At 33.4% G+C, this 26888-nt stretch carries 25 protein-coding genes and 1 tRNA gene; 3 read left to right on the plus strand and 23 right to left on the minus strand.

What is annotated here, in order from left to right; all coding sequences use genetic code 11:
• Positions 1–72 precede the first annotated feature (72 nt).
• The 9 genes from N4A40_06785 to lepB all read right to left on the minus strand — a co-directional run bounded on the left by N4A40_06785 (position 73) and on the right by lepB (position 10384).
• Complete coding sequence (locus N4A40_06785; GenBank protein ID MCT4661553.1) at positions 73–828, minus strand: 16S rRNA (uracil(1498)-N(3))-methyltransferase; 756 nt, start codon at positions 826–828, stop codon at positions 73–75.
• Position 829: 1 nt separating this feature from the next.
• A complete protein-coding gene (prmA, locus tag N4A40_06790) occupies positions 830–1771 on the minus strand; it encodes a 50S ribosomal protein L11 methyltransferase (GenBank protein ID MCT4661554.1) in 942 nt (313 codons plus the stop codon).
• Between the two features lie 27 nt (positions 1772–1798).
• Positions 1799–2935 carry a molecular chaperone DnaJ gene (gene dnaJ, locus N4A40_06795; protein ID MCT4661555.1) on the minus strand — a complete coding sequence of 379 codons (1137 nt, stop codon included), beginning with the start codon at positions 2933–2935 and terminating at the stop codon, positions 1799–1801.
• 164 nt (positions 2936–3099) lie between these two features.
• Positions 3100–4944, minus strand: coding sequence for a molecular chaperone DnaK (gene dnaK, locus N4A40_06800; protein ID MCT4661556.1), 1845 nt, complete (start codon positions 4942–4944; stop codon positions 3100–3102).
• 29 nt (positions 4945–4973) lie between these two features.
• Positions 4974–5534, minus strand: coding sequence for a nucleotide exchange factor GrpE (grpE, locus tag N4A40_06805; GenBank protein ID MCT4661557.1), 561 nt, complete (start codon positions 5532–5534; stop codon positions 4974–4976).
• An 18-nt stretch (positions 5535–5552) separates the two neighbouring features.
• Entirely contained in the window at positions 5553–6638 is a 1086-nt protein-coding gene (hrcA, locus tag N4A40_06810) for a heat-inducible transcriptional repressor HrcA (protein MCT4661558.1), read from the minus strand.
• Positions 6639–6746: 108 nt separating this feature from the next.
• Entirely contained in the window at positions 6747–7910 is a 1164-nt protein-coding gene (gene hemW, locus N4A40_06815; GenBank protein MCT4661559.1) for a radical SAM family heme chaperone HemW, read from the minus strand.
• 71 nt (positions 7911–7981) lie between these two features.
• Entirely contained in the window at positions 7982–9796 is a 1815-nt protein-coding gene (gene lepA, locus N4A40_06820; GenBank protein MCT4661560.1) for a translation elongation factor 4, read from the minus strand.
• Between the two features lie 39 nt (positions 9797–9835).
• Entirely contained in the window at positions 9836–10384 is a 549-nt protein-coding gene (lepB, locus tag N4A40_06825) for a signal peptidase I (GenBank protein MCT4661561.1), read from the minus strand.
• A gap of 199 nt (positions 10385–10583) precedes the next feature.
• On the opposite strand from lepB, the gene rpsT reads away from it, so the two are divergent.
• The gene (rpsT, locus tag N4A40_06830; GenBank protein ID MCT4661562.1) at positions 10584–10847 is read left to right on the plus strand and encodes a 30S ribosomal protein S20; all 264 of its coding nucleotides are present in this window, start codon (positions 10584–10586) and stop codon (positions 10845–10847) included.
• 87 nt (positions 10848–10934) lie between these two features.
• Here the strand turns inward: rpsT and holA are convergent, their stop codons facing one another.
• The 7 genes from holA to N4A40_06865 all read right to left on the minus strand — a co-directional run bounded on the left by holA (position 10935) and on the right by N4A40_06865 (position 18189).
• On the minus strand, positions 10935–11951 hold the full coding sequence (gene holA, locus N4A40_06835; protein MCT4661563.1) for a DNA polymerase III subunit delta: 1017 nt from the start codon (positions 11949–11951) through the stop codon (positions 10935–10937).
• Positions 11930–14344, minus strand: coding sequence for a DNA internalization-related competence protein ComEC/Rec2 (locus N4A40_06840; protein ID MCT4661564.1), 2415 nt, complete (start codon positions 14342–14344; stop codon positions 11930–11932). The genes holA and N4A40_06840 overlap by 22 nt, the downstream gene beginning before the upstream one ends.
• A 68-nt stretch (positions 14345–14412) precedes the next feature.
• Positions 14413–15354, minus strand: coding sequence for a carbamate kinase (gene arcC / locus N4A40_06845; protein ID MCT4661565.1), 942 nt, complete (start codon positions 15352–15354; stop codon positions 14413–14415).
• Between the two features lie 134 nt (positions 15355–15488).
• On the minus strand, positions 15489–16493 hold the full coding sequence (gene argF / locus N4A40_06850; protein ID MCT4661566.1) for an ornithine carbamoyltransferase: 1005 nt from the start codon (positions 16491–16493) through the stop codon (positions 15489–15491).
• Positions 16494–16528: 35 nt separating this feature from the next.
• Positions 16529–17761, minus strand: coding sequence for an arginine deiminase (gene arcA / locus N4A40_06855; GenBank protein ID MCT4661567.1), 1233 nt, complete (start codon positions 17759–17761; stop codon positions 16529–16531).
• A 91-nt stretch (positions 17762–17852) separates the two neighbouring features.
• On the minus strand, positions 17853–17984 hold the full coding sequence (locus tag N4A40_06860; GenBank protein MCT4661568.1) for a hypothetical protein: 132 nt from the start codon (positions 17982–17984) through the stop codon (positions 17853–17855).
• A gap of 22 nt (positions 17985–18006) precedes the next feature.
• Positions 18007–18189, minus strand: a complete 183-nt coding sequence (locus N4A40_06865; protein ID MCT4661569.1) for a DUF4177 domain-containing protein — start codon at positions 18187–18189, stop codon at positions 18007–18009.
• Positions 18190–18307: 118 nt separating this feature from the next.
• Here N4A40_06865 and N4A40_06870 point away from each other — a divergent pair, with 118 nt between their 5' ends.
• Complete coding sequence (locus N4A40_06870) at positions 18308–18808, plus strand: hypothetical protein (protein ID MCT4661570.1); 501 nt, start codon at positions 18308–18310, stop codon at positions 18806–18808.
• Between the two features lie 3 nt (positions 18809–18811).
• Positions 18812–20032, plus strand: coding sequence for a DHHA1 domain-containing protein (locus N4A40_06875; protein ID MCT4661571.1), 1221 nt, complete (start codon positions 18812–18814; stop codon positions 20030–20032).
• Between the two features lie 123 nt (positions 20033–20155).
• Here the strand turns inward: N4A40_06875 and N4A40_06880 are convergent, their stop codons facing one another.
• The 7 genes from N4A40_06880 to N4A40_06910 all read right to left on the minus strand — a co-directional run.
• Positions 20156–21775, minus strand: a complete 1620-nt coding sequence (locus N4A40_06880; protein ID MCT4661572.1) for an amidohydrolase — start codon at positions 21773–21775, stop codon at positions 20156–20158.
• 7 nt (positions 21776–21782) lie between these two features.
• On the minus strand, positions 21783–23030 hold the full coding sequence (locus N4A40_06885; protein MCT4661573.1) for an aminopeptidase P family protein: 1248 nt from the start codon (positions 23028–23030) through the stop codon (positions 21783–21785).
• Positions 23031–23046: 16 nt separating this feature from the next.
• Positions 23047–24867, minus strand: a complete 1821-nt coding sequence (locus N4A40_06890) for a hypothetical protein (GenBank protein MCT4661574.1) — start codon at positions 24865–24867, stop codon at positions 23047–23049.
• Positions 24868–24899: 32 nt separating this feature from the next.
• Positions 24900–25277 carry a universal stress protein UspA gene (locus N4A40_06895; GenBank protein MCT4661575.1) on the minus strand — a complete coding sequence of 126 codons (378 nt, stop codon included), beginning with the start codon at positions 25275–25277 and terminating at the stop codon, positions 24900–24902.
• 146 nt (positions 25278–25423) lie between these two features.
• Positions 25424–25520 (minus strand) — tRNA-Sec (locus N4A40_06900).
• Between the two features lie 195 nt (positions 25521–25715).
• Positions 25716–26534, minus strand: a complete 819-nt coding sequence (locus tag N4A40_06905) for a GerMN domain-containing protein (protein MCT4661576.1) — start codon at positions 26532–26534, stop codon at positions 25716–25718.
• A gap of 11 nt (positions 26535–26545) precedes the next feature.
• Positions 26546–26888, minus strand: a 343-nt coding sequence (locus tag N4A40_06910) for a cell wall metabolism sensor histidine kinase WalK (GenBank protein MCT4661577.1), incomplete at its 5' end; no start/stop codon positions are given.

A 26888-nucleotide genomic window follows, 5' to 3' on the forward strand; every position in this document is an offset into this window, starting at 1 on the left:
ATACTTCTTCGTATTTTAAGTCTATCCTTAAAAATCGTAAATGATTCATTGCTTTTTGTTTTTCTTTCGTTCTTATGATTTGCTTTCCCCTACATCGCCAAGTTCGTATTGCAATATAGAATGAATCATAAGACCTGCAGTCTCAGTTCTCAAAATTCTTGGTCCAAGTGACAATATCTTTGCACCGTGATTTCTCAACATATCAATCTCTGATTCCTCAAATCCACCCTCTGGTCCTATCACTATATAAATTTTCTTGTTTCTATCTAGTGATTTGAGTGTTTCTTTTAGGGTTTGTTTTTTCTCATCTTCATAAGGTACTAATATGATTCCATCCTCTATTGTTTTCAATAATTCTGGAAGTTTTCGTACACTTTCTATAGTTGGTATTTTGTTGCGCTTTGATTGCTTTGCAGCTTCTTGAGCTATTTTTTGCCATCTATCGCATTTTTTCGCTGATTTCTTTGCATCTAATTTCACTATGGATCTTTCCATAGCTAGTGGAATTATAGTATTTATACCTAGCTCTGTATTTTTTTGTACTATCATGTCCATTTTGTCAGACTTTGGAAGTCCTTGACAAAGGCAAATATCTAGTGGTGACTCTACACTAAACTCTCTAGTTTCAGATATAGCCAATATTAGAGTTTTTTCATCTATGTCTATTGATTCTATAGAACAAAAATACTCCATAGATTCTCCATCTGATATCCACATTTCGTCTCCGATTTCCATTCTGAGCACTTGAATCATGTGTTTATATGATTCTTCTTCTAGAAAAATCTTCTGACCATCAATCTGATCAGAAGATACAAAAAACTTTCTCATATTAGGCTTTTGGTCGTGATACTATGCACGCCCATTCTCCCATTTTTTGGATTTCTACTACTTCTAAGTCGTTTCTTTCTAGAGCTTCTACTACCATATCCACTTTTTCTAATATGATACCTGATGATATAAATGTTCCATCATCTTCCAAGAATTTTCTAATTCCATCTGCAAGCATCACAACTATCTCAGCTAATAAGTTTCCAACTATTACGTTAGCTTGTAAATCAACCATGTCTAACAGATTTCCATGCTTAACGTTAATTCTATTTTTTACTCCATTTAATTCTACGTTTTCTTTAGCAACTCTTACAGCATCTTCATCAAGATCTATTGCCAAAGTATTGATAGCACCAAGCTTAGCAGCTGCTATAGCTAGTACTCCTGTTCCACACCCTACATCTATAACTGTATCGTGTTGATGAACATTTTTTTCTAATTGCTGCATACACATCTGAGTAGTCTCGTGTGTACCAGTACCAAAAGACATGCCTGGATCGATATCGATTACTATGTCGCCTTCTTGCGTGTCAAATTCTTCCCACGTTGGCTTGATAATCAAATGCTCTCCTACTCTCGCAGGCTTATAGTATTTTTTCCACTCTTCTGCCCAGTCTGAATCTTCTATCTCACTGATAGATACTTCACCTGGTGCATAGTCGATGCCGTAGCTTTCGATTAACTTTATATTTTGCTTTAATAAATCAATCTTGTCCACTAAATCGTTTGCTTCTTCAAGATAACCTTTGATAACTACGCCTTCGAAATCGTAATTGTTGATTTCTTCATCGACATAGTCCCAATCACCAGGTTTCTTTTCAAGCTCAAATATAGTGTGAGGATCTTCTATAACTAGTCCCTCTGCTCCTGATTCATAAAGTAAATTTGTAACAATTTCTGAAGCCTCTGTGGTCGTTTTGACTTGCACTTCAATCCACTTCATCTTTCCACATCCTTTTTGGTTTATCCTTTAGTTAAAAACGTCTTTCACCTTTTCGAAAAAGTTCTTTCTCTGCTCATTCACCATATCACCTGTAGTTTCAGCGTATTTTCTAAGGGCTGACCTCTGAGTTTCATTCAGACTCTTTGGTACTTCAACGACTACCGTTACATACTGATCTCCCTTACCATAGCCTCTAAGACTTACGATACCTTTATTTTTGAGTCTAAATACAGTTCCAGACTGTGTTCCCTCTGATATCTTGTATTTAACTTTTCCTTCTAATGTAGGTACTTCAATCTCATCGCCCAGTGCTGCTTGTACAAAGCTTATAGGCATAACTATGTGCACGTCATTTCCATCTCTTTGGAATATTTCGTGCGGCAATATATTGATATACACATAAAGATCCCCTCTAGGGCCTCCAAGTGTACCCGGTTCACCTTCTCCTCTAAGCGGAATTACTGAACCTGTATCCACTCCAGCTGGTATTTTAAGAGTAACTTTCTTTTTCTTTTTCTCGTATCCAGTTCCATGACAGTTTTCACAAGGTGATTCTATAACCTGACCTGCTCCATGACATTGATCACAAGTTCTCTGTGTCATCATAGCTCCAAGCGGAGTATTTTGTCTAACATTTATCTTTCCTGTTCCATGACATTTGCTACAAGTATTCTTGCTAGTACCTGGTTTAGCTCCTGTTCCATGACAAACAGAACAATCATCTTGTCTTCTAAATGATATTTCTTTTTCCGTTCCAAATGCAGCATCTTTAAAGCTTATATCTACTCTCATCTGAATATCAGCACCTTTTCTAGGTCCTCTTCTTCTAGATGATGAGCCGAATCCACCTGTAAACATATCGAATATGTCCTCGAAGCCACCAAATCCTTCGAAACCTTCAAATCCTCCGAATCCACCAGCACCACCGCCAGCTTGTCCATTTACTCCTGCGTGTCCGAATCTATCGTATCTTTGTCTTTTTTCTGCATTTCCCAAGACTTCATACGCTTCATTGGCTTCTTTAAACTTATCTTCAGCATCTGGATTGTCTTTGTTTAAATCAGGGTGATACTTTTTTGCAATTTTTCTATATGCACTTTTTATCGATTTTTCGTCGGCATCTTTTGCGACACCAAGCACTTCATAATAATCTCTTTTTTCCATTATTCATCTTCACCTCATATAAGGTTTTTTTATCTATAGTCTACATTACACTATAACTTATTTTGCGTAAGAATACAAGCTAACGGTCAAGATTTTTGACCGTTAGCTTGTAAGTTTTATTTCAAAGAACTATATCTTGCGATTTTTAGTCTCTCTAGTAATTTCTATTTATCGTCTACTACTTCATAGTCAGCATCAACCACATTGTCGTCTTGAGCTCCTGCTCCGCCTTGAGCGCCAGCACCTTGTGCTCCTGCTGCTTGTTGTTGTGCTGCAGCTTGCTCATACATTTTTTGAGAAACTTTTCCGAATGTCTCTGTTACTGCTTCAGTCTTAGCTTTCATATCATCTAAGTTGTTTGCTTCGATAGCTTTTTTAAGCTCTTCTACCTTAGCTTGAACTTCATTTTTGTCTTCTTCTGAAATCTTGCCTTCTAAGTCTTTTAAAGTCTTCTCAGTTTGGTATACTGTAGAATCAGCATTGTTTCTGATTTCGATACCTTCTTTTTTCTTCTTGTCATCTTCTGCAAATTGCTCTGCTTCTGATACTTTCTTTTTGATCTCATCTTCTGAAAGGTTTGTAGATGCTGTGATAGTGATTTTTTGCTCTGCACCTGTACCTAAGTCTTTAGCAGAAACATTTACTATACCATTGGCATCGATATCAAATGTTACTTCAATTTGAGGAATTCCTCTAGGAGCTGGTGCAATTCCTGTAAGCTGGAATCTACCAAGTGTTACGTTGTCTCCTGCCATTTTTCTCTCACCTTGAACGATGTGAATGTCAACTGCTGTTTGATTGTCAGCTGCTGTAGAGAATACTTGACTCTTCTTAGTAGGAATAGTAGTATTTCTCTCGATAAGTGGTGTAGCAATTCCACCTAATGTTTCGATACCTAATGTAAGTGGTGTAACGTCTAATAACAATACGTCTTTAACCTCTCCACTAAGAACTCCACCTTGAATAGCTGCTCCAAGTGCAACACACTCATCTGGGTTAACTCCTTTATGAGCATCTTTTCCTGTAATTTTCTTAACTGCATCTTGTACTGCTGGGATTCTAGTAGAACCACCAACTAATATTACTTTGTCAATTTCACCAGTAGCAATACCTGCATCGCTAAGTGCTGCTCTTGTTGGTCCTGCTGTTCTCTCCACTAATGCTGCCGTAAGCTCATCAAATTTAGCTCTAGTAAGATCTAAGTTCATGTGCATTGGTCCATTTTGATTAGCTGTGATAAATGGCAAGTTGACATTTGTTGTCATTGTAGTTGAAAGCTCTTTTTTAGCTTTTTCTGCTGCTTCTTTAAGTCTCTGCATAGCCATGTTGTCGCTAGTTAAATCCACCCCATTTTCACGTTTGAACTCTGCTACAAAGTAGTTCATAACTGCCTCGTCAAAGTCATCTCCACCTAAGTGATTGTCACCTTTAGTAGCTAATACTTCAAATACTCCATCACCAAGTTCTAGTACTGATACGTCAAATGTACCACCACCTAAGTCAAATACCATGATTTTTTGGTGCTCATCTTCTTTATCAAGTCCGTATGAAAGTGATGCTGCTGTAGGCTCGTTGATGATTCTCTTTACGTCTAATCCAGCAATTCTTCCAGCGTCTTTAGTTGCTTGTCTCTGGCTATCAGTGAAATAAGCTGGTACTGTAATTACCGCTTCTGTAACTGTTTCACCTAAGTAACTCTCTGCATCAGCTTTTAATTTTTGAAGAACCATAGCTGATATATCTTGTGGTGTATAAGTTTTACCATCAATTACTTCTTTGTGATCTGTTCCCATATGTCTCTTGATAGAAATAATAGTATTGTCTGGGTTTGTAATCGCTTGACGCTTTGCAGTTTCCCCTACTAATCTTTCTCCGTCTTTTGTAAATGCTACGATAGATGGCGTAGTTCTATTTCCCTCTGTATTTGGTATTACTACTGCGTCTCCACCTTCCATTACAGCTACACATGAATTTGTTGTTCCTAAGTCTATTCCTATTACTTTACTCATATCAAATTACCTCCAACGTCTTTTTTTATTTATCGTGCGACCTTTACCATGCTTGGTCTTATTACTTTATCTTTTACACTATATCCCTTTTGGAATACTTCTACTACTGTATCTGCTTCTACACCCTCTACTTCTGCTTGCATTACTGCGTGATGTTTTTGAGGATCAAACGAAGCACCTTCTGCTTCTATTTCTTTAAGTCCATGCTTTTGAAGTGTTTCAACAAAGCTTGTATATATTAGCTTCATACCTTCACAGAAACCATCTTCAGAGTCTGACTCAGTTTCTGCTGCTGTAAGAGCTCTTTCAAAATTATCTAATGTAGGAAGCAAGTCTTCCATAACACCTTCTGCAGCATATTTGTAAATATCAGATTTTTCTCTTTCTGTTCTCTTTTTGAAATTTGCAAAATCTGCTTGTAGTCTAACAAGTCTCTCCTTAAATGATTCTTCTTCTGGACTCGCTTCTACTTCTTTTTTCTCCTGCTCTTTGTCAGTTTTTTCTTCCTCTACCTGCTCTTCTGTTTCCTCAGCTTCTAGAGTTTCCTCTTCACATTCTTGAGCCTTTTGTTCTTTTTTCTCTTTCGACATCTTTGCTCACCTTCCTGACTACTTATTTTTCTTATAGAAATTATCTAATATGTCATTTATATCTAAGACCAATGCTTGTATTACTTGAATTACATTAGCATATCTCATTCTTTTAGGTCCTATTACTCCTATTTTACCAACCTCTCTACCATCTAGAGAATATGTCGCTGTTATTAAGCTACAATCTTTCAGCTGATTCTGAGCATTTTCACTACCTATTATAATGTCAACTTTTGATGCTTCATTGGAGCCTTTTCCAGTTATAATCTTTCCTGGTTCTGTATCTCTGTGACTATTTAGCAGTTCTATAACTCTATCTCTATCTCCAATAAATTCTAGGATTTCCCTAGCCCTCTCTATACTCCCATACTCTGGGTAGTTAAATAGATTTGTGAGTCCTTCAGATACTATATTGATTTGATCAAGTTTGTCTATAGATTCGTTTATAAGAGGAGCTACTTGACTAAATGAATCTTTCACCTCTAGTAGTTCTCTTAGAACCTTTTCACTAAACTCTTGATTTATATCACTTATATAGTGTCCTGAAAATTTATCATTCAAGAAATTGGATATTATGGTCAAATGTTCGGCTGGAATTTCTTTGTCTATTCTAAAAAATGCATTTTTCACTATTCCAGTATCCGTAACTAATACTACCAAAACTTTTGATTCATCTACCGGTACTAGCTGTATATGTTTCAACTTGGTCATAGCTAGCTGCGGTGTCATCGCAATTGAAGTATATTTCGTGAATTGCGAAAGTATTTTAGTACCGCTTTTTATCACTTGATCTAATTGTTGCATTTCTGCAAATAGCTCGCGTTTCATCTTCTCTCGTTCTAAAAACTCTGTCATATTCACTCGAATGAGGTGATCTACATAATATCTATAGGCTTTATCCGATGGAATTCTTCCAGAAGATGTATGCGTTTTTTCCAAAAAACCAAGTTCTTCTAAGTCTGACATCTCGTTTCTTATAGTTGCTGAACTAACGCCCAAATCCGAAGACTTTGAAAGTGTTCTTGAACCAATAGGCTCTCCTTTCAATATATAGTTTTGGATAATGGCATTTAATATAGCAAGTTTTCTTTTATCTATTGCCATAACGATCACTCCATTTTGTTATTAGCACTCAGTACTTATGAGTGCTAACTACTTCTCCTATAAAATAACATCAAAAAATATTTTTGTCAATACTTTCGACAATTTTTTTTAAAAATCCATCAATTGCTCAAATACATAATTTGATAAGTCCATTCCCTTTATGCTCAATTTATAGCCTTTTCTAGTCTTTTCTATGAGTTCTTCATCTATCAGTTTTTCAAATATTTTTATATGTTCATCATCCAATTCAGCTCCAAATCTCGACTCATAGTCATCCAATTCAAAACCCTTTGTCATTCGTAAATTTAGCATAAGATACTCAAATATCTTCTCGTCTCTTCCTATATGCTCTATACTTTCTTTTATTTCCGGCAATGTATTTTTCTCAACCAAATTAATATATTTATCAAATTCAGATTCATTACCCCATCTTCGGTCATCAAAATAACTATGTGCAGCTAAACCTAGTCCAATATAGGGTTTTGTCTCCCAATATATTATATTGTGCTTGCACTCTCTTTCACTTCTAGCAAAATTCGAAATTTCATATTGGTAAAATCCTTTTTCTTTAAGCCTAGCTATACCTTTATGATACATATCTCTTTCTAGCTCTTCATCTGGCATATTTAATTTTCCTTCTATATATAGATTATAAAGAGGGGTTTCTTCCATTAATGTCAAACTGTAAAATGATATATGCTGTATATCTAGTGATGCCAATCTATCTATATCGTTTATTACATCTTCAAGCGTCTCATCTGGTAAATTATATATTAGATCTGCATTTATATTTTCTATACCACATTTTTTTATTATATTTATGGCATTTAGAAAATCACTGTACTTATGGCATCTACCTATCGCTTTGAGATGGTCGTCATTTGTACTCTGAAGTCCCAAACTAAATCTATTTACCCCCATATTCTTATATGATAGTATTTTATCCTCTGTAACAGTATTCGGATTCATCTCTATGGAAAATTCTCTGCAATTAGATAAATCAAATTCTGATTTCAAGCATTCTATCACTTGTTCTATATACTTAGGTTCTACTATACTAGGAGTTCCACCACCTATGTATATAGTGTCAATTTCTATATTTTCTTCATCATCTAATATACTTTTGGCTTTTTCACTTCTAAGTGATATTTCTTTTTTTAGAGCTTCAAAGTATTTTTCTCTATTTTTAAACTGACTTGGATATGATGCAAAATCGCAGTATTTACACTTAGATTTACAAAATGGAATATGTATATAAACTCCTATTTTCATATTTTCTATCTCCTTTTTGCACAAACAAAATCAATAAAAAGGGAGTGGCTTTTGCCAATCTCCCCGTTTTATTATTTTTCGTCAAATTTTAATACAGCTAAGAATGCCTCTTGTGGAACGTTTACGCTACCCACATTTCTCATTCTCTTCTTTCCTTCTTTCTGTTTTTGAAGAAGTTTTTTCTTTCTAGAAATATCTCCACCATAACATTTGGCAAGTACGTCTTTTCTCATAGCTCTTATAGTCTCTCTAGCTATTACCTTTGTACCAACACTAGCCTGAATAGGTACTACAAACATATGTCTTGGTATAACTTCTTTAAGTCTTTCAGCTATAGATCTTCCTCTTTCATAAGCTTTCTCTTTGTGTACTATTATAGAGAATGCATCCACTAATTCTTTGTTTATCAGTATATCTAACTTAACTAGCTCTGATCTCTTGTATCCTATAAGTTCATAATCAAGCGAAGCATATCCTTTAGTCTTTGATTTAAGTGCATCAAAGAAATCGTATATAACTTCATTCAATGGGATTTCATAGTGCATTATAACTCTAGTTTCTTCTATATACTCCATATCTTTAAATATGGCTCTCTTGTTTTGGCAAAGGTCCATTATTGGTCCAACAAAATCAGTTGGTGTCATGATATTTGCTCTTACCATTGGTTCTTCCATATAATCTATTTCCTGCACTGGTGGCAGATCTGATGGGTTCTGAAGTTGTATCATTTGACCATCTGTCTTCATTATATTGTATATAACACCTGGTGCTGTAGTAATTATATCTAAATCAAACTCTCTCTCTAGTCTCTCCTGTATGATTTCAAGGTGCAATAATCCTAGGAAACCACATCTAAATCCAAATCCAAGAGCTACTGATGTCTCTGGCTCAAATACAAATGCCGCATCATTCACTTGAAGTTTTTCAAGTGCTTCACGTACATTGTTGTAATCTTCACCTTCCGCTGGATAGATTCCACAATAAACCATAGAGTTTACTTCTTTGTATCCTTCTAGAGGTTCATCCGTCCCATCCTTAGCAAGTGTTATAGTATCACCAACTTTAGCGTCTCTAACATCTTTCATACTAGCTGTCAAATAACCAACTTCTCCGGCTGACAATTGCTTTGTAGGAACCATTTTAGGCGCAAATATACCAACTTCTGTTACTTCAAACTCTCTTTCTGAAGCCATCATTTTAATTTTATCTCCAACCTTTACACTTCCATCTACTACTCTAATATCAGCTATAACACCTCTATAGCTATCATAGAATGAATCAAATATAAGTGCCTTCAGCGGCGCCTCTACATCACCTTCTGGCGCAGGTATGTTTTCTACTATAGCCTCTAGTACTTGTTCTATATTAGTTCCATCTTTGGCCGATATAAGAGGAATACCCTCTGTATCTAATCCTATAACATCTTCTATCTCCAATTTGATTTCATCCGGTCTAGCACTTGGTAAGTCTATCTTGTTTATAACTGGCATGATTTCCAAATCTTGATCTAGCGCTAGATATGTGTTCGCTAGTGTTTGAGCTTCTATTCCCTGTGCTGCGTCCACTATTAAAACCGCACCTTCGCAAGCTGCCAAACTTCTAGATACTTCGTATGTGAAATCGACATGTCCTGGTGTATCTATAAGATTTAGCAAATACTCTTGTCCATCATTTGCCTTGTATACTAGTCTTATAGTTTGTAGCTTTATTGTAATTCCTCTTTCTCTTTCCAAATCCATATTATCTAGAACTTGTTCTTTCATCTCTCTTTGCGTAAGCAATCCTGTCTTTTCTATCAATCTATCTGCCAAAGTTGACTTTCCATGATCGATATGAGCGATAATTGAAAAGTTACGAATATACTTTTGATTATTAAATTTGCTCATGTCTTATCTATTCCTCCATCCACTTGTTACTCTAATAATTTATTGTACTGATCCCATGTTGTTGAAAGGATAATATCTAAATACTGCTTTGCTCTTTATCAATTCTTTATCTACTGATTTAAAATATCTGCTGTCTTTAGATGCTCCTCTGACTCTATTGTCACCTACAACAAAGTATTTATCCTCTGGTACTTTAATAGTCTCTCCTTCTACATATTCACCATATGTATGTATATCTTTTTCAATATAAGGTTCTTCTAGCGCAGTCCCGTTTCTATAAATTTTACCATCTTGAATCAAAATTTCATCTCCAGGGGCTCCAATTATACGTTTGATATAATCTGCATCATCACGATCTGGTGCATGAAGTACTACTATATCACCAACTTCTGGATCTCCAAAATAATAAACTATCTTAGCTGTTATTAGCCTATCCCCATTATGTAGGGTAGGATTCATTGAGTGACCATCTACATATGTTGTATTAAATATAAAGGTCTTTATAAAAAGGCCTATAGCCACCGCTATCGCTATACTCTTTGCCCAATCTAAGGCTTCTGCTTTCCAAGATACTTTGTTTTCTGTCATTTTGATCATCACCTTTGCTTTTTTTGATTTGCGTTTTTTCAAGCTCTAAAACTTACAGAATCCATACTCTCCCCATTATATCATTTTTAAATTGAAAAAAAAAGAAATTTAATCCGATGTTTCTCTATATTTAGCTTGCAATTCTCCCCTTGTCATGTTAAAATTAGTTTTGTCAGTTGAATATAAGGAGGTGAGCAGGATGGCAAATATCAAATCTGCTAAGAAGAGAATATTGGTTACTGCTAGCAAAACAGCTAATAACAGAACGAAAAAGTCTAGAATCAAGACTTATATCAAGAAATTCGAATTAGCTTTGGAACAAGATAATATGGATGAGGCAAAAGCATATTTAAGAACAGTTGAAAAGTACTTAGATAAGGCTGCTGCTAAAAACATTCTTAGTAAGCAAGCTGCTTCAAGAAAAGTTAGTCGTTTAACTAAAAGAATGAACAAAGCTATGTAATTAACATATCAAAGAGGCGAAACTTCATATGAAGTCTCGCCTCTTTTTCGTTTATTATTTTCTAATTTATTAAACAATACCTATTATCTATAACTTTGCAATCAAAACTTCTAAAGCTAATTTTTGTTCAAGCTTTCCCATCTTTAAATTTCTATCAGCCTCTAAACAAAGAGTATATGATCTCTTCAAATCTGCTAGCTTTACCTTTTGTTGCTGGGCTACCAATTTCGAAGCTACAAAACTATGAACCTTTAACTTCTCCGCAACTTCTTTTTGCGAATATCCTTTAGCTACCAATGCTTTTGAAAACAACAAGTTTCTATATTGCTTTATAATCATGAAAAGTATTCTATTTACAGGCTCATTTGCTAATAACATATCATCAAGTAGCCCTAAAGCCTTCTCTTTTCTATTTTCAACTACATTATCTACCAATGCAAATATGTTATTCTGAAGGGATTTTACAAATACTGCATCTATAGATTCTTTCTTTACATAAATCTCATCTTCTAAATAATCTATTAACTTATCTAATTCATGCTTGACATCAAATAAATTCTTTTCACTATTTCGATCTAAATATCCGATAGCTTCTATCATATAATTCAAATCTCTACTAGCTATTTCCTTCTTTTCTTTTTGTAATTGTGCTCCTATCCACTTAGATAATTCAGGACTCTTTAGTTTCGGCAATTCTATAATCTGTCCATATTTCTTTATAGCTTTAAATACCTTTTTTCTCTTATCTAAGCTATAATCTTTGAGTACAAATGCCATCAATGTAGATTGATTAGTACTTTCTAAGTATTTATAGAAAGACTCTTCTCCCTCCATACTTTGGCTGAATAGATTAAGGTCCTGTATTATCATGAGCTTTTTTTCACTCATAAATGGCATTTGCTCTGCTTGCTCTATTATAGATGAAAGAGACCCTGTTTTTCCATCAACCTTTATATAATTGAGCGATTCGAATTGCTCATCTACATAGCTTGATTTTATAGCATCCATTATCTTTTCCAATATATATAGTTCTTCTCCGTATATCAATACTAACGGTTTCAATTTTTTGTTTTTCACATCACTTAAGTACTTTTTATAGTACATACTAACATCTCTCCCACAATTACGATATAGCTCAAATAGAACAACATCTCTATATTTTCACTTCTTCTTTGCCTCTGGGCATATGTTTCTATTATACAACACCTAGGTCCTAAAGTTAATATTATTTCTCCATCTCTATCTGTTCTATATATATCTATTCCTCGTCTTTCTAATCTATCTATTACATCATCAGATGGATGCCCGTAACTATTATTTGCTCCTACCGATATAAGTGCTATCTCAGGATCAACTGATTCTAAAAAATCTTCTGAAGTAGAACTATCGCTCCCATGATGACCTACCTTTAATATATCTATATTTTCACAATATAATCTATCTCTAATTTTACATTCTTCACGTATACTCATATCGCCTGTGAACAGAATTTTTTTATCATATGCCTTCAGTAACAATACAAGTGAATTGTTATTTTCGTCTTCATCCATTGAATCGGGACCAATCACTTCAATTTGAATCCTCGGTGATGCATCTATTTTTTGATTTAAAGCCATTCGTTTCGTTTTTACACCTGCACTATGTGCTGATTTAACAAATGCCTTATATGCCTCTTTTTTGGAAGTATATGGTGATGTAATTATATATTTTATAGGAATACGTCCCATTCCTTCACTTAGTGCTCCATAATGGTCGTAATCGAAATGCGATACAAAAAAATATTTTATAGGTAGCTTTCCATTTTTATATAAATATGGTTTTAAGTTTCTTTCAAATGCCCTTCCGATATTTCTTCTATCACCACCACTATCTATCATGTAATTTTCACCTTTATATTCTATCAATATGCCATCACCTTGACCCACATCAAGAATATGAATTTTGATTAGCGGATTGATATATGTCACTATGGGTTCTATGCATATCGCTATAAGCGATGCATAAATAAATATCTCCTTACATTTTTCCCATAAATGAGCCTTCTGGCAAAGTTTATTTTCTATATTTATCCTATCTCCATATAGAAATAATACTATGAATACATAATAGCAAATATTTGCTTTCACCCCTAAATTGCAAGCATCCATTTCAAGTGGTAATATATTTGAAATCCACTCTATGCAAATATCATTGTAATAAAATACTCCATTTATTATAAAACTTAGTCCTATAGCAATCATTCGAATGAAACCAAAAGTTAAAAGTGCATACGAACTGGCAATTAATATTATAAAAAATGGGACTACCATTATATTTAAAACTAATGTCGCTATATGTATTTCTTGAAAATGATATAGTACAATCGGTAATATGAATAATTGAATCCATAGCGGGAAAATTAAAAATTCATACATTTGGTTTTCTCTTAATTTTGGCTTTATTCTTCGATTGAATAAACCTATAGCCAACATAGCTGCAAACGTAAGCTGAAACCCAACATCGTATATATAATACGGCTGTACTGAAAGCAAAAGAAAGCTAGTAATTGATAAGCTAGAAAAAAATTCTGTTCTCTTATGAAACATCTTTCCAAGTATTATTATAATAAGAACTATAGATGTCCTATAAACAGTTATCGAATTTATGAGTATTGTTGATATGAAAAGCAACAATAAAATCTCAACACTTCCCCTGTAGAAACGTTCTATTTTAAGCAATATCAGCATTTTTTCTATCAGAAAATACAAAACACCTATATGCAGACCTGATATAGCTAGAAGATGAGCTAATCCAGCGCTACGATACTTATCTTCTCCACTAGACTTTTCAAAGTTTCTTCCACTTAAAAGTTTTTGATATATTCCCCTATAATCTTTTGCAATATATTCGCTTGTTCTAATAACAGAATCTATATATTTCTGTCTTATATTTTCTACTATATTTGGTTTTCTTTTTAGAAGTTTTAAATCTTTAGGGTATAAAATCGAATCAATTCCTCTAATTTTCAAATATCTATTGTAATCAAATAAACCTCTATTTCTATACTGCCTAGCCGCTTTTGATTTGCCTCTAATTTGTATGATATCTCCTATTCTAAGTTTTTCCTCTGCATACATCAGATATTTTCCACTATGATGATTTGGATTGAATAAACTCATTTTTGTTTTTTCATTTATATCTCGTCTAATTTCTACATTCTGTTTTCTAGATATTTCTTTTATTATGTATGATTCGCTTCCCTTTATGTCTACTATTTTAAATATACTGCTAATTTCATATTCTTTAAAATTTTTTTCTACAGTATTTTCTGCAATTACTATTCTCAAACATATAATTAGCAATATAATTAAAGTTGTTATTATCCTATCTTTATATAACATTTTTTTATCTATAAAAAAAATTAGCAATAAAACTGCTAATAACCCAACTACATGTCCTTGATGCATCATCAGTATACTGACTATGAAAATTATATTCCACTTCACCAACTGACTCATTTTACCAGCACCTTCTTCTCATAAAAAAATAAAGGGTAAGAGACTTTTATCCCCTACCCCAATTTAAATTATTTAACTATGCATGTTCCAGATTCACCAACTAAAGCATCTTTAGCTTTTCCTAGTGATGCTATTATAGCTCGTCTTCCAGTTTTTGATTCAGCAAATTTCATTGCTGCTTTTATTTTTGGAAGCATGCTTCCTGGTGCAAAATGTCCTTCTTCAATATATTTGTTAGCTTCTTCAATGTTGATTTCAGCTAAGTCTTTTTGATCTGGTTTACCAAAGTTTATAGCAACTCTATCAACAGCAGTCAATATAAGTAGCATATCAGCGTCTAAATCTTCTGCCAATTTCTCAGATGCGAAATCTTTGTCTATTACAGCTGCAACACCTTCTAAATCTCCATTATCTTTCTCGATTACTGGGATTCCGCCACCACCAACTGTAATAACGATATTTTCAGCATCAATTAATGTCTTAACTGATTCAATTTCAACTATTTTCTTTGGAATTGGAGATGCAACAACTCTTCTATAGCCTCTTCCTGCATCTTCTACCATATCGTAACCTTTTTTAGCTATTAAAGCATCTGCTTCTTCTTTTGTGTAGAATGGACCAATTGGTTTAGTTGGTGCCTTGAAAGCATCGTCCGCTTCATCTACAACTACCTGAGTAATAACTGTTGTAACTGGTCTTTTTACTCCACGTTTTCTAAGTTCTACTCCAAGTGCTTGCTGCAAGTGATATCCAATCATACCTTGACTCATAGATCCACAAACATCAAAAGGCATAGCTGGTGTAACTTCTTTAGCTGCTTCATTTTGAAGTACAATTCTACCCACTTGAGGTCCATTACCATGAGCTACTATCACCTCATAGCCTTCTTCAATCATATCAGCTAAATAGCTAACTGTTTCTTTTACTACTTCTAATTGTGCTTCTGCTGTTGCTGGTTTGCCTGCAGCCTGAAGCGCATTTCCTCCTAGTGCCACTACTATTTTTTTCATTTAGTACCCTCCCCACAAATTCAAACTACCTAAGATTATTTTAGAATAAAAAGGAGCCTATGTCGACCCCTTTTTTATCCTTTTATATAGTTTTAAAGAGCTATGATCTCTTATCAATTCTCGTTTAGTAATTCTTATTGAGCTCCTAATGTAGCAACCATTACTGCTTTGATTGTATGCATTCTGTTTTCAGCTTCATCAAATACTACTGAATGCTTGCTTTCGAATACTTCATCAGTTACTTCCATTGACTCTAAACCAAATTTTTCGTAAATTTCTTTACCAACACCTGTGTTTAAGTCGTGGAATGCAGGTAAGCAGTGCTCAAATATTACATTTGGATTACCAGTTTTTTCAAGCATTTCCATGTTTACTTGGTATGGGCTAAGTAATTCAATTCTTTCTTTCCATACTTCTTCAGCTTCACCCATAGAAACCCAAACATCAGTGTAGATTACATCAACGCCAGCTACTGCTTCGTCAACGCTCTCTGTTAATGTGATTTTTGCTCCAGTTTCTTCCGCAACTTCGCGGCATTTAGCTACTAATTCTTCTTCTGGGAATAATGATTTTGGAGCTGCAATTCTGAAGTCCATACCCATTTTAACTGCACCAATCATAAGTGCATTAGCCATGTTGTTTCTTCCGTCACCAGCGTAAACAAATTTGATTTCGTTAAGTGGCTTGTCTATATGTTCTTGAATAGTCAAGAAGTCTGCTAAAATTTGAGTTGGATGGTCTTCATCAGTCAAACCATTCCATACAGGTACTCCTGCATACTCAGCTAATGTTTCAACGTTTCTTTGAGAAAATCCTCTATACTCAATACCATCATACATTCTACCTAATACACGAGCTGTATCGGCAAATGATTCTTTTTTACCAATTTGGCTTCCAGTTGGTCCAAGATAAGTTACATTAGCACCTTGATCTTTCGCTCCAACTTCAAATGCACAACGAGTTCTTGTAGATGCCTTTTCAAATATCAAAGCGATATTTTTACCTGTCAATGTTGGTCTTTCGTAACCAGCATATTTAGCTCTCTTTAAATCTCTAGCTAAATCTAGAAAATAGTTAATTTCTTTTGGAGAAAAGTCCATCAATGTTAAAAAATTTCTACCTTTTAAGTTAAATGCCATAGTTAATTCCTCCTCGAATTATACAATTAATTATTTTATTTCAAATCTTCTCTTACTAGAGGCATACTCATACAACGTGGACCCCCACGACCTCTTGAAAGCTCCGAACTTGGCATAACATATGTCTCAATGCCATGCTTTTGAAGAATCTCGTTCGTTACATAGTTTCTAGAATAAACGATTACTTTACCTGGTGCAATCGCCAATGTATTCGAACCATCATTCCACTGTTCTCTAGCTGCATCTATTTTATCACCGCCAGCACAACGAATCAAGGTTACATTATCAAGCTCTAAATGTTTCTTTAAGATTTCTTCAAGATTCATTACTTCTTCCTCAATCTGAAGTCCTCCATCATGATTTTTTGTTATAGCAAACACTCTAAGTGGTCCCTCAATTCCTGGATGAATTGTGAACTTATCATAATCAACCATCGTAAACACTGTGTCTAAGTGCATAAAGGCTCTCTTCTTAGGTATGTCAAATGCTAAAATAGTTTCAAATTTATGACCATTATTTAACAATCTTCCTGCTAATTTCTCTATAGAATCAGCATCTGTTCTTTGGGATATACCAATAGCAATTACTTTCTCTGAAAGTACTAACTCATCTCCACCCTCTATAGCTGTAGTTTCATCTCTATCGTACCAGATTTTCACCTGATCGTTTCCATAAGTAGGATGATATTTGAATATATACTTCGCAAATAAAGTTTCTCTATTTCTAGTTTCTGTTCTCATATGATTTAATGTAATACCAGCACCCATAGTCGCGAAAGGATCACGAGTAAAATAAAGGTTAGGCATAGGATCTGCAACAAATGGATAATCAGAATGAACCATTCCAGAAAGATGTTTAGATTTCATCTCACCAAGTTCTGTTTTTCTGATTCCTGCCATCATTTTATCTACAAGTTCTTGATTATTGAATTGCTTCAAATATTCTTTCACCTGAGTTTCTGTTTCTTCACCTTTGATATTAGCTTCTGCAATAAATTCCTCTACAAAAGCTGTTCTTATCTCATCATTGATGAGTGACTCTGCTGCCAAATTCTCTAAATACAGTACTTCAACACCATTATCTCTTAAGATTTTGGCAAACGCATCATGTTCTTCTTGTGCTATCTTCAAATATGGAATATCATCAAATAACAATCTTTCTAACACATCTGGAGTTAAATTTTCGAGTTCTTTTCCAGGTCTGTGCAATAAAACCGTTTTCAGTTTGCCTATCTCAGAGGTTACATTGATTAGATTTTGATTTGTCATTAGTATCGTCCCTCCTCTGCTTCAATTATAAATCTTCTGGAAATAAATTTCAATAGTTTTTTGAATTTTTATTCTAGATATGCATATATATTCAACGTTTATTTTTCCTACCAAATCGCCTAGATGCCCATATAACAAGCAGCATACCTGCCATAATGTAGTAATAGCCTCGTTTTTCGCTATCAGTTAGTAATGTTGCATCAATAGTCAAAATATTCACCATAATTTGAGAGATGCACATTTTATCACTCCTGCTCTTTTTTCATAACCGCAATTAGATTTCTAGCCGCTTTTAGTTGAACCATTTGATGCAAGTCCCAGCCTTCTTTTCCAAGTTCATTTAATTGGTCTTCGTGTTTTTTCGTTAGTCTCATATCCGTCATTCCATTTAATCTCAAATTTATAAATTTATACTCATATTTTTTCATCGTTTTACCTCTCTTAATTAATTTATTAGCCACTTTATACATTAGAGTTTATTTCATTTGTTTTCAAATCCTCTAATAAGTGCTAAAATAATAATAGCACTTATTAGGAGGTTTAAACATGGTTTATTCTAAAAAAAATATATTTTTCTGTTTTTTCATATCTATTTCTATGATTTTGATGACAGGTTGTGAAAATGAAGTAAAATCTGACTTCAAACATTTTCTAAATGTAGACTTGCTAAAAATATCAGAATTTGAATCTGATGCTATTAACGAATTCAATCAAATCACACTTCAAGAAGAAGATACTGACGCTTATTATCAAAAAATGTATAGCTTATTGTCTACGTCTACGCTTCCAACTTACGAAACTTTTGTAAAGGAATTAAGTGATATAAAACCAGAAACTAATGATGTTCGACAATTGCACCAGATATATCTACGAGGTGCTCAAAAGCAATTAGAAGCATTCAAACTATTTAAGCAAGGAATAGAAGAAAAAAACGAATACAAAATAACAGAAGCTAATCAGCTTTTAGCAGAAGCTAAAACGTATATGAATACTTATCTAACCGAGGCTGTCAAATTAGCTGACGAATTGGATTTAAAATGGAGGTAAGCTATGACAACAAAAAAATACTATTTAACAAATCCTTATTTGACTGAATTAGATGCTAAGATTACTCATCGTTTCAAAAAGAACAACCGCTACTATATAGAACTTGATCGAACTATATTTTATCCTCACATGTCTGGAGGACAGCCCTGTGAGGACGGAAGTATAAACGGTATTTCTCTAATAGAAACTCTAGAAGATGGTGATAAGTTATACCACGTCCTACCAGAAAATATAACCGAAACCAACGTCCATCTTTCATTAAATTGGAAACAAAGATTTGATCACATGCAGCAGCACACTGGTCAACATATATTATCTTATTCGATAAACAAGCTTTACAATCTAGATACTGTCGGTTTTAAAATAGGAGCTAATACAACTACCATAGATTTAGATACTGATAGTTTAAATGTAGAGCAAACAAACAAGGTAGAATCTCTTTGTCAGGATATAATCTCTAGCAATTTATCAATTTCTTGTAAAAATTTCAGCAAGAAAAAATTATCTCATCTAAATTTAGACTCTTCATACGATAACTACGATTTTATAAGAGTTGTAGAAATCGATTCTTTAGAGCAAAATCCATGTGCCGGAACGCATGTATCTACTACTGGCGAAGTAGGTATGATAAAAATCATTCGTAGCGAGAAGGTAAATAGAAAATTGAGACTTCACTTCGTATGTGGTCATAGAGCATTATCTATATTTCAAAAGCAAAGCTTAGTACTAAACGATTTATTCGCTATAACATCTTCTAATTTTGATAATCTAGAGAAAAATATAAACCACATGATATCAAAAACCGAAGACCTGAACGATCAAATAAAATTCTTCGAAGAAAAAGAAATAGCATACCAAAGATATTTCTTGAAGCGAAAAAGACAAGATTTCGGTGGTATTTTCTTAATATCTCAAACTTACGAAAATTATGATTTCAAATTACTTAAAGAAATAGCAACAACACTTAGTCAAGAAGGGCTTTATATTATTGTCTTAGGAAACAAAACAGAAACTCAATGTCAAATAGCTATTAGCCAAAACAAAAAGATAAGCGGCATTGATGTAAGCTCTGCTATAAGTAATATTAAATCGTTAATTGATGGTAATGGTGGTGGTAATACTCATTTTGCTCAAGCTAGTGGTTCTAACATCCAATCTCTAGATAAGGCAATAACCTCTATATGCCAGGATTTAGCTAAAAAACTATCAGCAAATTTAGGTTAATACAAGCTTGTTAATCCAAATTTGACTAGTGATTTTATATGAATGCAAAAAGAGATGGAATTATCAAATTTAGATATCTCCATCTCTTTTTTATTTGCTATTTTTTATTCACTATCTATTTGATTACTCATATTTATCGTAGACCTTAACTCCACCCAAATACGTTTTTTCGACAAACACATTCTTGATTTCGTCACAATCTATATCAAATATATTCTCAGATAGTATTACCATATCTGCTTTATATCCAGATTTTAAATTTCCTTTAGTCTTCGACTCGCCAGTATCTTCAGCACTTCCAAGTGTATAAATTCGCACCGCCTCTCCAACGCTAAGCTTTTCCTCTAGATGCCACCCATCTTTGGGATTTCCCTCTAAATCTTTGCGAGTAACCGCTGCATATATTCCAAGTAACGGGTCAAATGATTCTATAGGGGCATCCGAGCTACCTGATAGCCCAATACCTCTATCACTCATAGATTTCCACGCATAGCTGTACTTTGCTCTATTTACCCCAACACATGATTCTACCATACTATAATCACTCGAAACAAAAATAGGCTGTATAGATGCTCGTACCTTTTGTTTAACCATTCTATCAAAAACCATCTCACTCCCTATTTGGCAGTGCACTATTTTGGATCTTTTAAATGACCTATCATTAGCATCTTGAATTTTTTTCATGGCATTTAGTACCTGCATCATAGCCTTGTCACCTATCGCATGAGTTGCAAATTCTATTTCGTTTTCTAAAGCTATCTCCAAAAATCTTTCAACATCTGAATCTGTAAATGCCAATATTCCATTGGTTTCACTTTTTTCATAATTATCACTGAGTGCTGCAGTCTTTGCGCCTAATGATCCATCTAATAATAACTTTAGTGGTCCTAGCTTAAAATATTCACCATCTTTAAAATTATTGTATTTTCCAACATGAATTTTAAAATCCATAGTATTTAAAAATAATCTTTGCTCATCTATTCTACACTTTAATAATCCTTCACATTCTAATTCTCGGTACGCTTCTATAATTACTTCCGGATTTCTTACATGAGAAAAGTCATCGGTCTGTACACTAGTCAATCCTTTAGCATTTAACTCTTCTATCATATTTACAATTATTTTTTTTAGCTCTTTTTTGTCGTTTGGCAAATCTATTTTATTAAATACCTCAAAAAGTGCATTTTCTCTAGCAATTCCACTGAGCTTGCCATCTGACTTCCTATCAAATTGACCTCCTTTTGGATCATTTACATTTTCATCTAAACCAAGTTTCAATGCGGCTGCAGAGTTAAACAATGCAATATGACCACATATTCGCGGTGAAAAAAATGGAATTTCTCCTAAAATATCATCTATATCATCAGCATTAGGTAGCCTTCCCTCTTCAAATCGTTTTTCATTCCAGCCATAGCCTAATATCCAATCACCATATAAACTCTTCTCATTTTCGTTTATATGCTCTATCAATTGTTTTCTCATATCTGCTATGCTATTGCAATTAGAAAAATCAACTTTATATGATTGTAACCCAGTATTCACAAGATGCATATGGCTATCATTAAAACCTGGCAGCATCAATTTACCCTTTAAATCAATGCATTCACAATCATCAAAATCACCCAATTTAATTTCATTGTATAAATCTACGATGCAATCTCCATCAATGGAAATTGCATCGTAGAATTTATAACCCTTATCTTCAAATTTTAATATTTTACCATTATAAAATAGTTTTTTCATAGTATGCCTATGCTTTCTTTGCCATAAATGCTTCTATCTCTTCAACTGTTTTAATTATTGATTTAGATAAATTAATGCATCCATCTTCAGTCAATAAAACATCGTCCTCTATTCTAATTCCAATAGATTCTTCCGGAATATACAATCCTGGTTCAACTGTTATAACTGCGCCCGGCGCTAATTTAGCACTTCTTTCTCCTACATCATGAGTATCTAAACCTAATGGGTGTGATACTCCATGGAAATAGTATTCAAAAAGTTCTTCATCTTTTTCAATCAACTTAATTCTTTTACACTCTTCTGCTAGGACTTTCTTTGTAACCTCATTTATTTCCGCTGTTGTAAGTCCCGGTTTAATAGCTTTTATAGTTTCTAATTGTGCTTTTAAAACAATATTGTAAATTTCTTTTTGTCTATCCGAGAACTTTCCATTTACAGGGAATGTTCTGCTTATATCAGCACAATAGCCCTCATACTCAGCACCTAAGTCAAATAGTATAAGTTCTCCATCCTTTATCTCTGTATTATTATCTTCGTAATGCAATATTGTGGCATTTTTACCTGCTGCTGCGATAGTTTTAAAAGCATGACCCGTAGCGCCTTCTGTTTTTATAGCAAAATCAAAATAAGCTTCTAATTGATTTTCTTTTAGACCTGGTTTTGCATTTTCAAGAAGACATTGTACGCCTTTATCTGTCATCTCTATAGCTCTCTCAATCTTAGAAACTTCATACTCATCTTTTAACATTCTCATTTTAGCTATATCAAAATAGCAATCTTCTAGCTTCAATTGTGGATAGTTGCTTACAACTTTGTCTGCAAATCTAGTTGATGTAGTTCCATCTCCTTCAAAAGAGCGTCTCTCTAGATCCATATACGCCCTTTCGAACTTGTAATTGAACATTAAATTCTGTAGAGTTGACTCAAAATTATACTCGAAATCAGCTAATTTTATTCCAGAAATTTCACTAGCTTCTTCTTTTCTAATTTTCTTGCCAATCCATTTTTCCATCTGTAAATCTATTCTCTCAACAAATATCTTTTCAGTAACTTTGCCGTTTAATTTATATGCCAAATATTTGATATTTGGCTCATCTATGCCAGTTAAGTAGTAAAAGTTCCTATTAACACAGAATGGATATGTTTGATCAGCACTTCTATAAACTAATTCTCCTGAAAATAGAATCATTATTACCCCATCTTCCAATCCACTTAACAATTTTTCTCTTCGCTTTACAAATACTGCATTTCCCATATTAAGTCACTTCCTTTTATTTGTAGTTTACTTCATAATCGTCAATCCATACAGAACTTTTTTCAACTGTACTTACATAAATCTGTGCAGTTTCAAAATTATTTTGTTCTATTTCAATAACATATTGCATCCAACCAGCTTCTGAAAGATATATTGGTCTAGACACCTTATATGGAGTTTTGCCATTTTCTGAATTTACTAGCGCCGCTAAAACAGCTGTCTGTTTTTTGTCAGATTTAAGCCAAAGTTTAACACTAGCACCTTTGTTGTCCTTCTTTCCTTCAACTCCACCCACATAGAACTCTTTTTTCTCATTAGTCTCATTTACAAGCTTAAATGAATGTGTTCCCTTGTAAACTTCTTCACTGTCTGCTAAAGGACTATTTTGTGGATTCGCTTTCTTCAGAAGTTCTCCACCATAGAACGCAGACAATTCATCTTCTTTTATTGTTTGAATCAATTCGAGATTCCCATTATTTATTGCTTCTGTCTCAAGTTGAGATTCTGTATTCTCACTTTCAGCAGCTACATCATCATTAGCTGTTGTTTCCGCACTTGCCTCTTGTTGCTTTTCAACAACACTATTTTCAGAAACTACAGTAGGTGTAACTTGAGTTTTAGCAGTATCTATATTAGCATCTTTCTTCAATACCATTGAATATACTAAATAAAGCACAACAACCATAGCAATAGTTACTCCCAAAAATGTCGCTATAGTTTTCATATTTAGCAAAGATTCCTTCACTTTTACTACTTCTTTAGATTTGTGATTGTCTATTTTATCATCTTCTGGAAGTTCTCTAATTGCATTAAAGAACTCATCAACTAACGCTTCTTTTATTTCATCATCGCCACTGTCAAACGTGTCTAAATTAGCAAGCGGTATAGTATCTTGCTTTTCAAATTTAGCATCCATATAGGCATTTTGTTGTAATTTACTGTATATATCATCTAATTGCTCAACTTTACCAGTATCTTCAAATGTCTCTTTAACTTCTACATTCTCTTCTACTGCAATATTTTCTTCAGCAATCTCTTGTGGTATTTCTTGCTCTATTTCTATTTTTTCAACAACTATTTCTTCTTCTTTTGCTGTTTCTTTCATTGATTTTTCAGAGTTGTTAAACACACTTCTGATATTTTTTCTTTCTTTGATTATTTTTTTGCGCTCTTTTTCTTCTTGTTTTTGTCTTAAATAAATCTCTCTTTTAATAACTTCTGCATATGCTGCAAAATCGTTTTTTAATCCATTGTAATTGATATATCTTCTCTCTCTACAATTCTTTACTATTGCCTTTATTTCCTTAGGCAATTTTCTAGTTTTAGGATCTTTAAAAAAGTCTGTTAACATATCTGCAAAATTATTAAAAAGAACTGTTGAATCAAGTTTCATATAGCTTTTGTCTAATATAATCAATCCCAAAAATGACATTTCATCATTTAAGTCAATTATTACATTCTCATAGCTAAATAGAGAACAAAGTATTTGTATAGGTAAAAACCTAAGCTGATCTAATTTTTCCAACAAGAATTCTGTATAGTTAATCCTTTGCTCATCACTCAATTCATTTTTATCAAGGTAGCTTTCTATTCCAAAACTTTCCTCACTTTTTATTATCAAATACCTAACTTGCTCTTCTTCATAAATCGAATCATAGCAGCCTAGTACTTCATTCATTCTATCAAAATTTACAAGTTCAAATGGTTTTTGATTAATAATCGCATGAACTAAATATGTTTCATCTGTTCTCTTATGTTTACAGAAAAAGACTTTTTGTTCCTCTGTTTCGAGATAGATCTTCTTTATTCTTAAGTCTCTAAAAGTCTCACTATTCATAAAACCGTCCTCTCATTTTATATTTATTTTATCTATAAAACATGGAAGTTTAGATTTTTAAGTTTCATCCTGAGTTTTTCTTCAAAACGACTAGTTTGCACTTTATTTTTTGCACTTCCCATTACTATATCTGTTATACCCAATTCTTTGGCCGTTTTCGTCAATACTTTGAGAACTTCATTATTTCTTTTTACTATTAGTTCCGCATCAACTTCTTTCGAAACTTCAAATAAGTATTCCAACGCTTCACTGTCATCTAATTGATAAAGAAATTTATCCTTCTCATTTACTACGTGAATAACGTATAATTTACTATTTTCATCAGAATGATCTATGAGTACTTTCCCCTCATGTATCAATCTTTCACAATTTTTTTGTTGTGTCACACATACCATTATGTTGCTTTCCATATTGTGTTCTCCTCTCTAAGAGCATCTCATATTTATTATAGCATTTATCAGACTTCTAAAAAATAAGAATTTGTTATTTTTTTCATTTCTTACTAAATTTCCACTTTTAAACAAAAAAATAACCGCAAATATGCAGTTATCAAATTTGGCGGGAGTATGTAAGAATCGAACTTACCTAAGACGCTACTAACGCCTCAAACTGGTGTTGAAGACCAGAGGGCACACCAGCACCCATCTACTCCCATGTATTATATTTTTCTATGTCGAAGCCGTGTTCCTTACGACTTCCTTATAATACCATATATCATAGGGCTTTTCAACCCTTTTAATTATAGTTGTTTTATTGTAAATTTTCTGTATTTTTAGTGTATTGTATTTAAAGACTTTCAGCATGCTATTTTACCTATACCGAAAGTCTTTTATTTTTTTAGACATTATCTAATCTTCTATTTTTACTATTTTAAATCCCCTATCTTTTTCATAAACCAAATCTATATTCTGTATTATTTTTTCATTAGCTTTTTTTAATTCAACTTTCACATTCATTTTGGAACTATATTTGTTGTAACTTATATCCTGAATTTCCATATTCCACATTTCATCTTTGCTAATAGAATTCTCAACCTCAGTATTTTCATCACTGTGATACTCTGTTACAATTTGCCCCTCTCTATACTTTCTATAATATTCCCGAATAACCATAGAAGGTGTTTGTACCTCTGTATTTTGAATAAACTGACTTGGATCAAGAGGCTCAGATAATTGAATGTATTTGTTTATAAATTCTGCTCTATCTCCATTTACTAAAAATTGCACCCTAGTTACCTTGTCTAATTCAGCCATAGTATTTACTATAGAATAAACCAAAAGTAATTCTTCACTTTCGTTATAAGGAGTCTTTATAAATTCGTCACTAAAGTTTAAATATGCAATCTGACCTATTACATTTACCGATAATACCTCTAATCCACTAGGTATGATATTTCTGTATTCACTGCTCTCTGGCCCTTTTAATAACTCATCTAAAACTATTTCCTCATATGATTTATTTCTATTTTCTATAAGCCTCTCTTCTGCGCTAAGCTTATTTTCATTTTTCTTTGGAAAATAAATTTTAGTAGTTTCTCCATAATTGCCCGTAAAGGGACTAATAATGGGATAATTATCATCGCTCTCCTCTATTTTTTCTGATTGAACACATCCTACAATTGAGCTCATAATCACCAGAACAAATAAGACTTTAATTAATTTTCTCATATTCTCCTCCATTAACTGTTTATCGGTAATAAAATTGTAAAGGTCGTTCCTTTTCCAACTACACTTTCAACGCTAATATGACCTTGATGAAGCACTATTATTTGTTTAGCTATCGGAAGGCCTAGACCTGTCCCTCCAGTTTGACGACTTCTAGCTTTATCAACTCTATAAAAACGTTCAAAAATAAATTCAAGTTCATCTTCTGGAATTCCACATCCATTGTCTTCTATTTTGATAGCTGCAAAATCATTTTCTTTATAGAGCTCTACTTTTATTGCACCCTCTTCTTGAGTGTATTTGATAGCGTTGTGAAGTATGTTGATTATAGATTGCTGTATTTTATCAGAATCTAAC

The sequence above is a fragment of the Tissierellales bacterium genome (assembly GCA_025210965.1).
Lineage (GTDB): Bacteria > Bacillota > Clostridia > Tissierellales > JAOAQY01 > JAOAQY01.

Coding starts and splice junctions, on each gene's coding strand:
- N4A40_06875 (MCT4661571.1), top strand. CDS start 18,812: ATGACAACAAAAAAATACTATTTAACAAATCCTTATTTGACTGAATTA.
- lepA (MCT4661560.1), bottom strand. CDS start 9,796: ATGAGCAAATTTAATAATCAAAAGTATATTCGTAACTTTTCAATTATC.
- argF (MCT4661566.1), bottom strand. CDS start 16,493: ATGGCATTTAACTTAAAAGGTAGAAATTTTTTAACATTGATGGACTTT.
- prmA (MCT4661554.1), bottom strand. CDS start 1,771: ATGAAGTGGATTGAAGTGCAAGTCAAAACGACCACAGAGGCTTCAGAA.
- hemW (MCT4661559.1), bottom strand. CDS start 7,910: ATGAAAATAGGAGTTTATATACATATTCCATTTTGTAAATCTAAGTGT.
- rpsT (MCT4661562.1), top strand. CDS start 10,584: ATGGCAAATATCAAATCTGCTAAGAAGAGAATATTGGTTACTGCTAGC.
- N4A40_06890 (MCT4661574.1), bottom strand. CDS start 24,867: ATGAATAGTGAGACTTTTAGAGACTTAAGAATAAAGAAGATCTATCTC.
- N4A40_06905 (MCT4661576.1), bottom strand. CDS start 26,534: ATGAGAAAATTAATTAAAGTCTTATTTGTTCTGGTGATTATGAGCTCA.
- N4A40_06785 (MCT4661553.1), bottom strand. CDS start 828: ATGAGAAAGTTTTTTGTATCTTCTGATCAGATTGATGGTCAGAAGATT.
- arcA (MCT4661567.1), bottom strand. CDS start 17,761: ATGACAAATCAAAATCTAATCAATGTAACCTCTGAGATAGGCAAACTG.
- N4A40_06865 (MCT4661569.1), bottom strand. CDS start 18,189: ATGAAAAAATATGAGTATAAATTTATAAATTTGAGATTAAATGGAATG.
- N4A40_06885 (MCT4661573.1), bottom strand. CDS start 23,030: ATGGGAAATGCAGTATTTGTAAAGCGAAGAGAAAAATTGTTAAGTGGA.
- N4A40_06840 (MCT4661564.1), bottom strand. CDS start 14,344: ATGAGTCAGTTGGTGAAGTGGAATATAATTTTCATAGTCAGTATACTG.
- lepB (MCT4661561.1), bottom strand. CDS start 10,384: ATGACAGAAAACAAAGTATCTTGGAAAGCAGAAGCCTTAGATTGGGCA.
- N4A40_06870 (MCT4661570.1), top strand. CDS start 18,308: ATGGTTTATTCTAAAAAAAATATATTTTTCTGTTTTTTCATATCTATT.
- dnaK (MCT4661556.1), bottom strand. CDS start 4,944: ATGAGTAAAGTAATAGGAATAGACTTAGGAACAACAAATTCATGTGTA.
- N4A40_06860 (MCT4661568.1), bottom strand. CDS start 17,984: ATGGTGAATATTTTGACTATTGATGCAACATTACTAACTGATAGCGAA.
- dnaJ (MCT4661555.1), bottom strand. CDS start 2,935: ATGGAAAAAAGAGATTATTATGAAGTGCTTGGTGTCGCAAAAGATGCC.
- grpE (MCT4661557.1), bottom strand. CDS start 5,534: ATGTCGAAAGAGAAAAAAGAACAAAAGGCTCAAGAATGTGAAGAGGAA.
- N4A40_06880 (MCT4661572.1), bottom strand. CDS start 21,775: ATGAAAAAACTATTTTATAATGGTAAAATATTAAAATTTGAAGATAAG.
- holA (MCT4661563.1), bottom strand. CDS start 11,951: ATGTACTATAAAAAGTACTTAAGTGATGTGAAAAACAAAAAATTGAAA.
- hrcA (MCT4661558.1), bottom strand. CDS start 6,638: ATGGCAATAGATAAAAGAAAACTTGCTATATTAAATGCCATTATCCAA.
- arcC (MCT4661565.1), bottom strand. CDS start 15,354: ATGAAAAAAATAGTAGTGGCACTAGGAGGAAATGCGCTTCAGGCTGCA.
- N4A40_06895 (MCT4661575.1), bottom strand. CDS start 25,277: ATGGAAAGCAACATAATGGTATGTGTGACACAACAAAAAAATTGTGAA.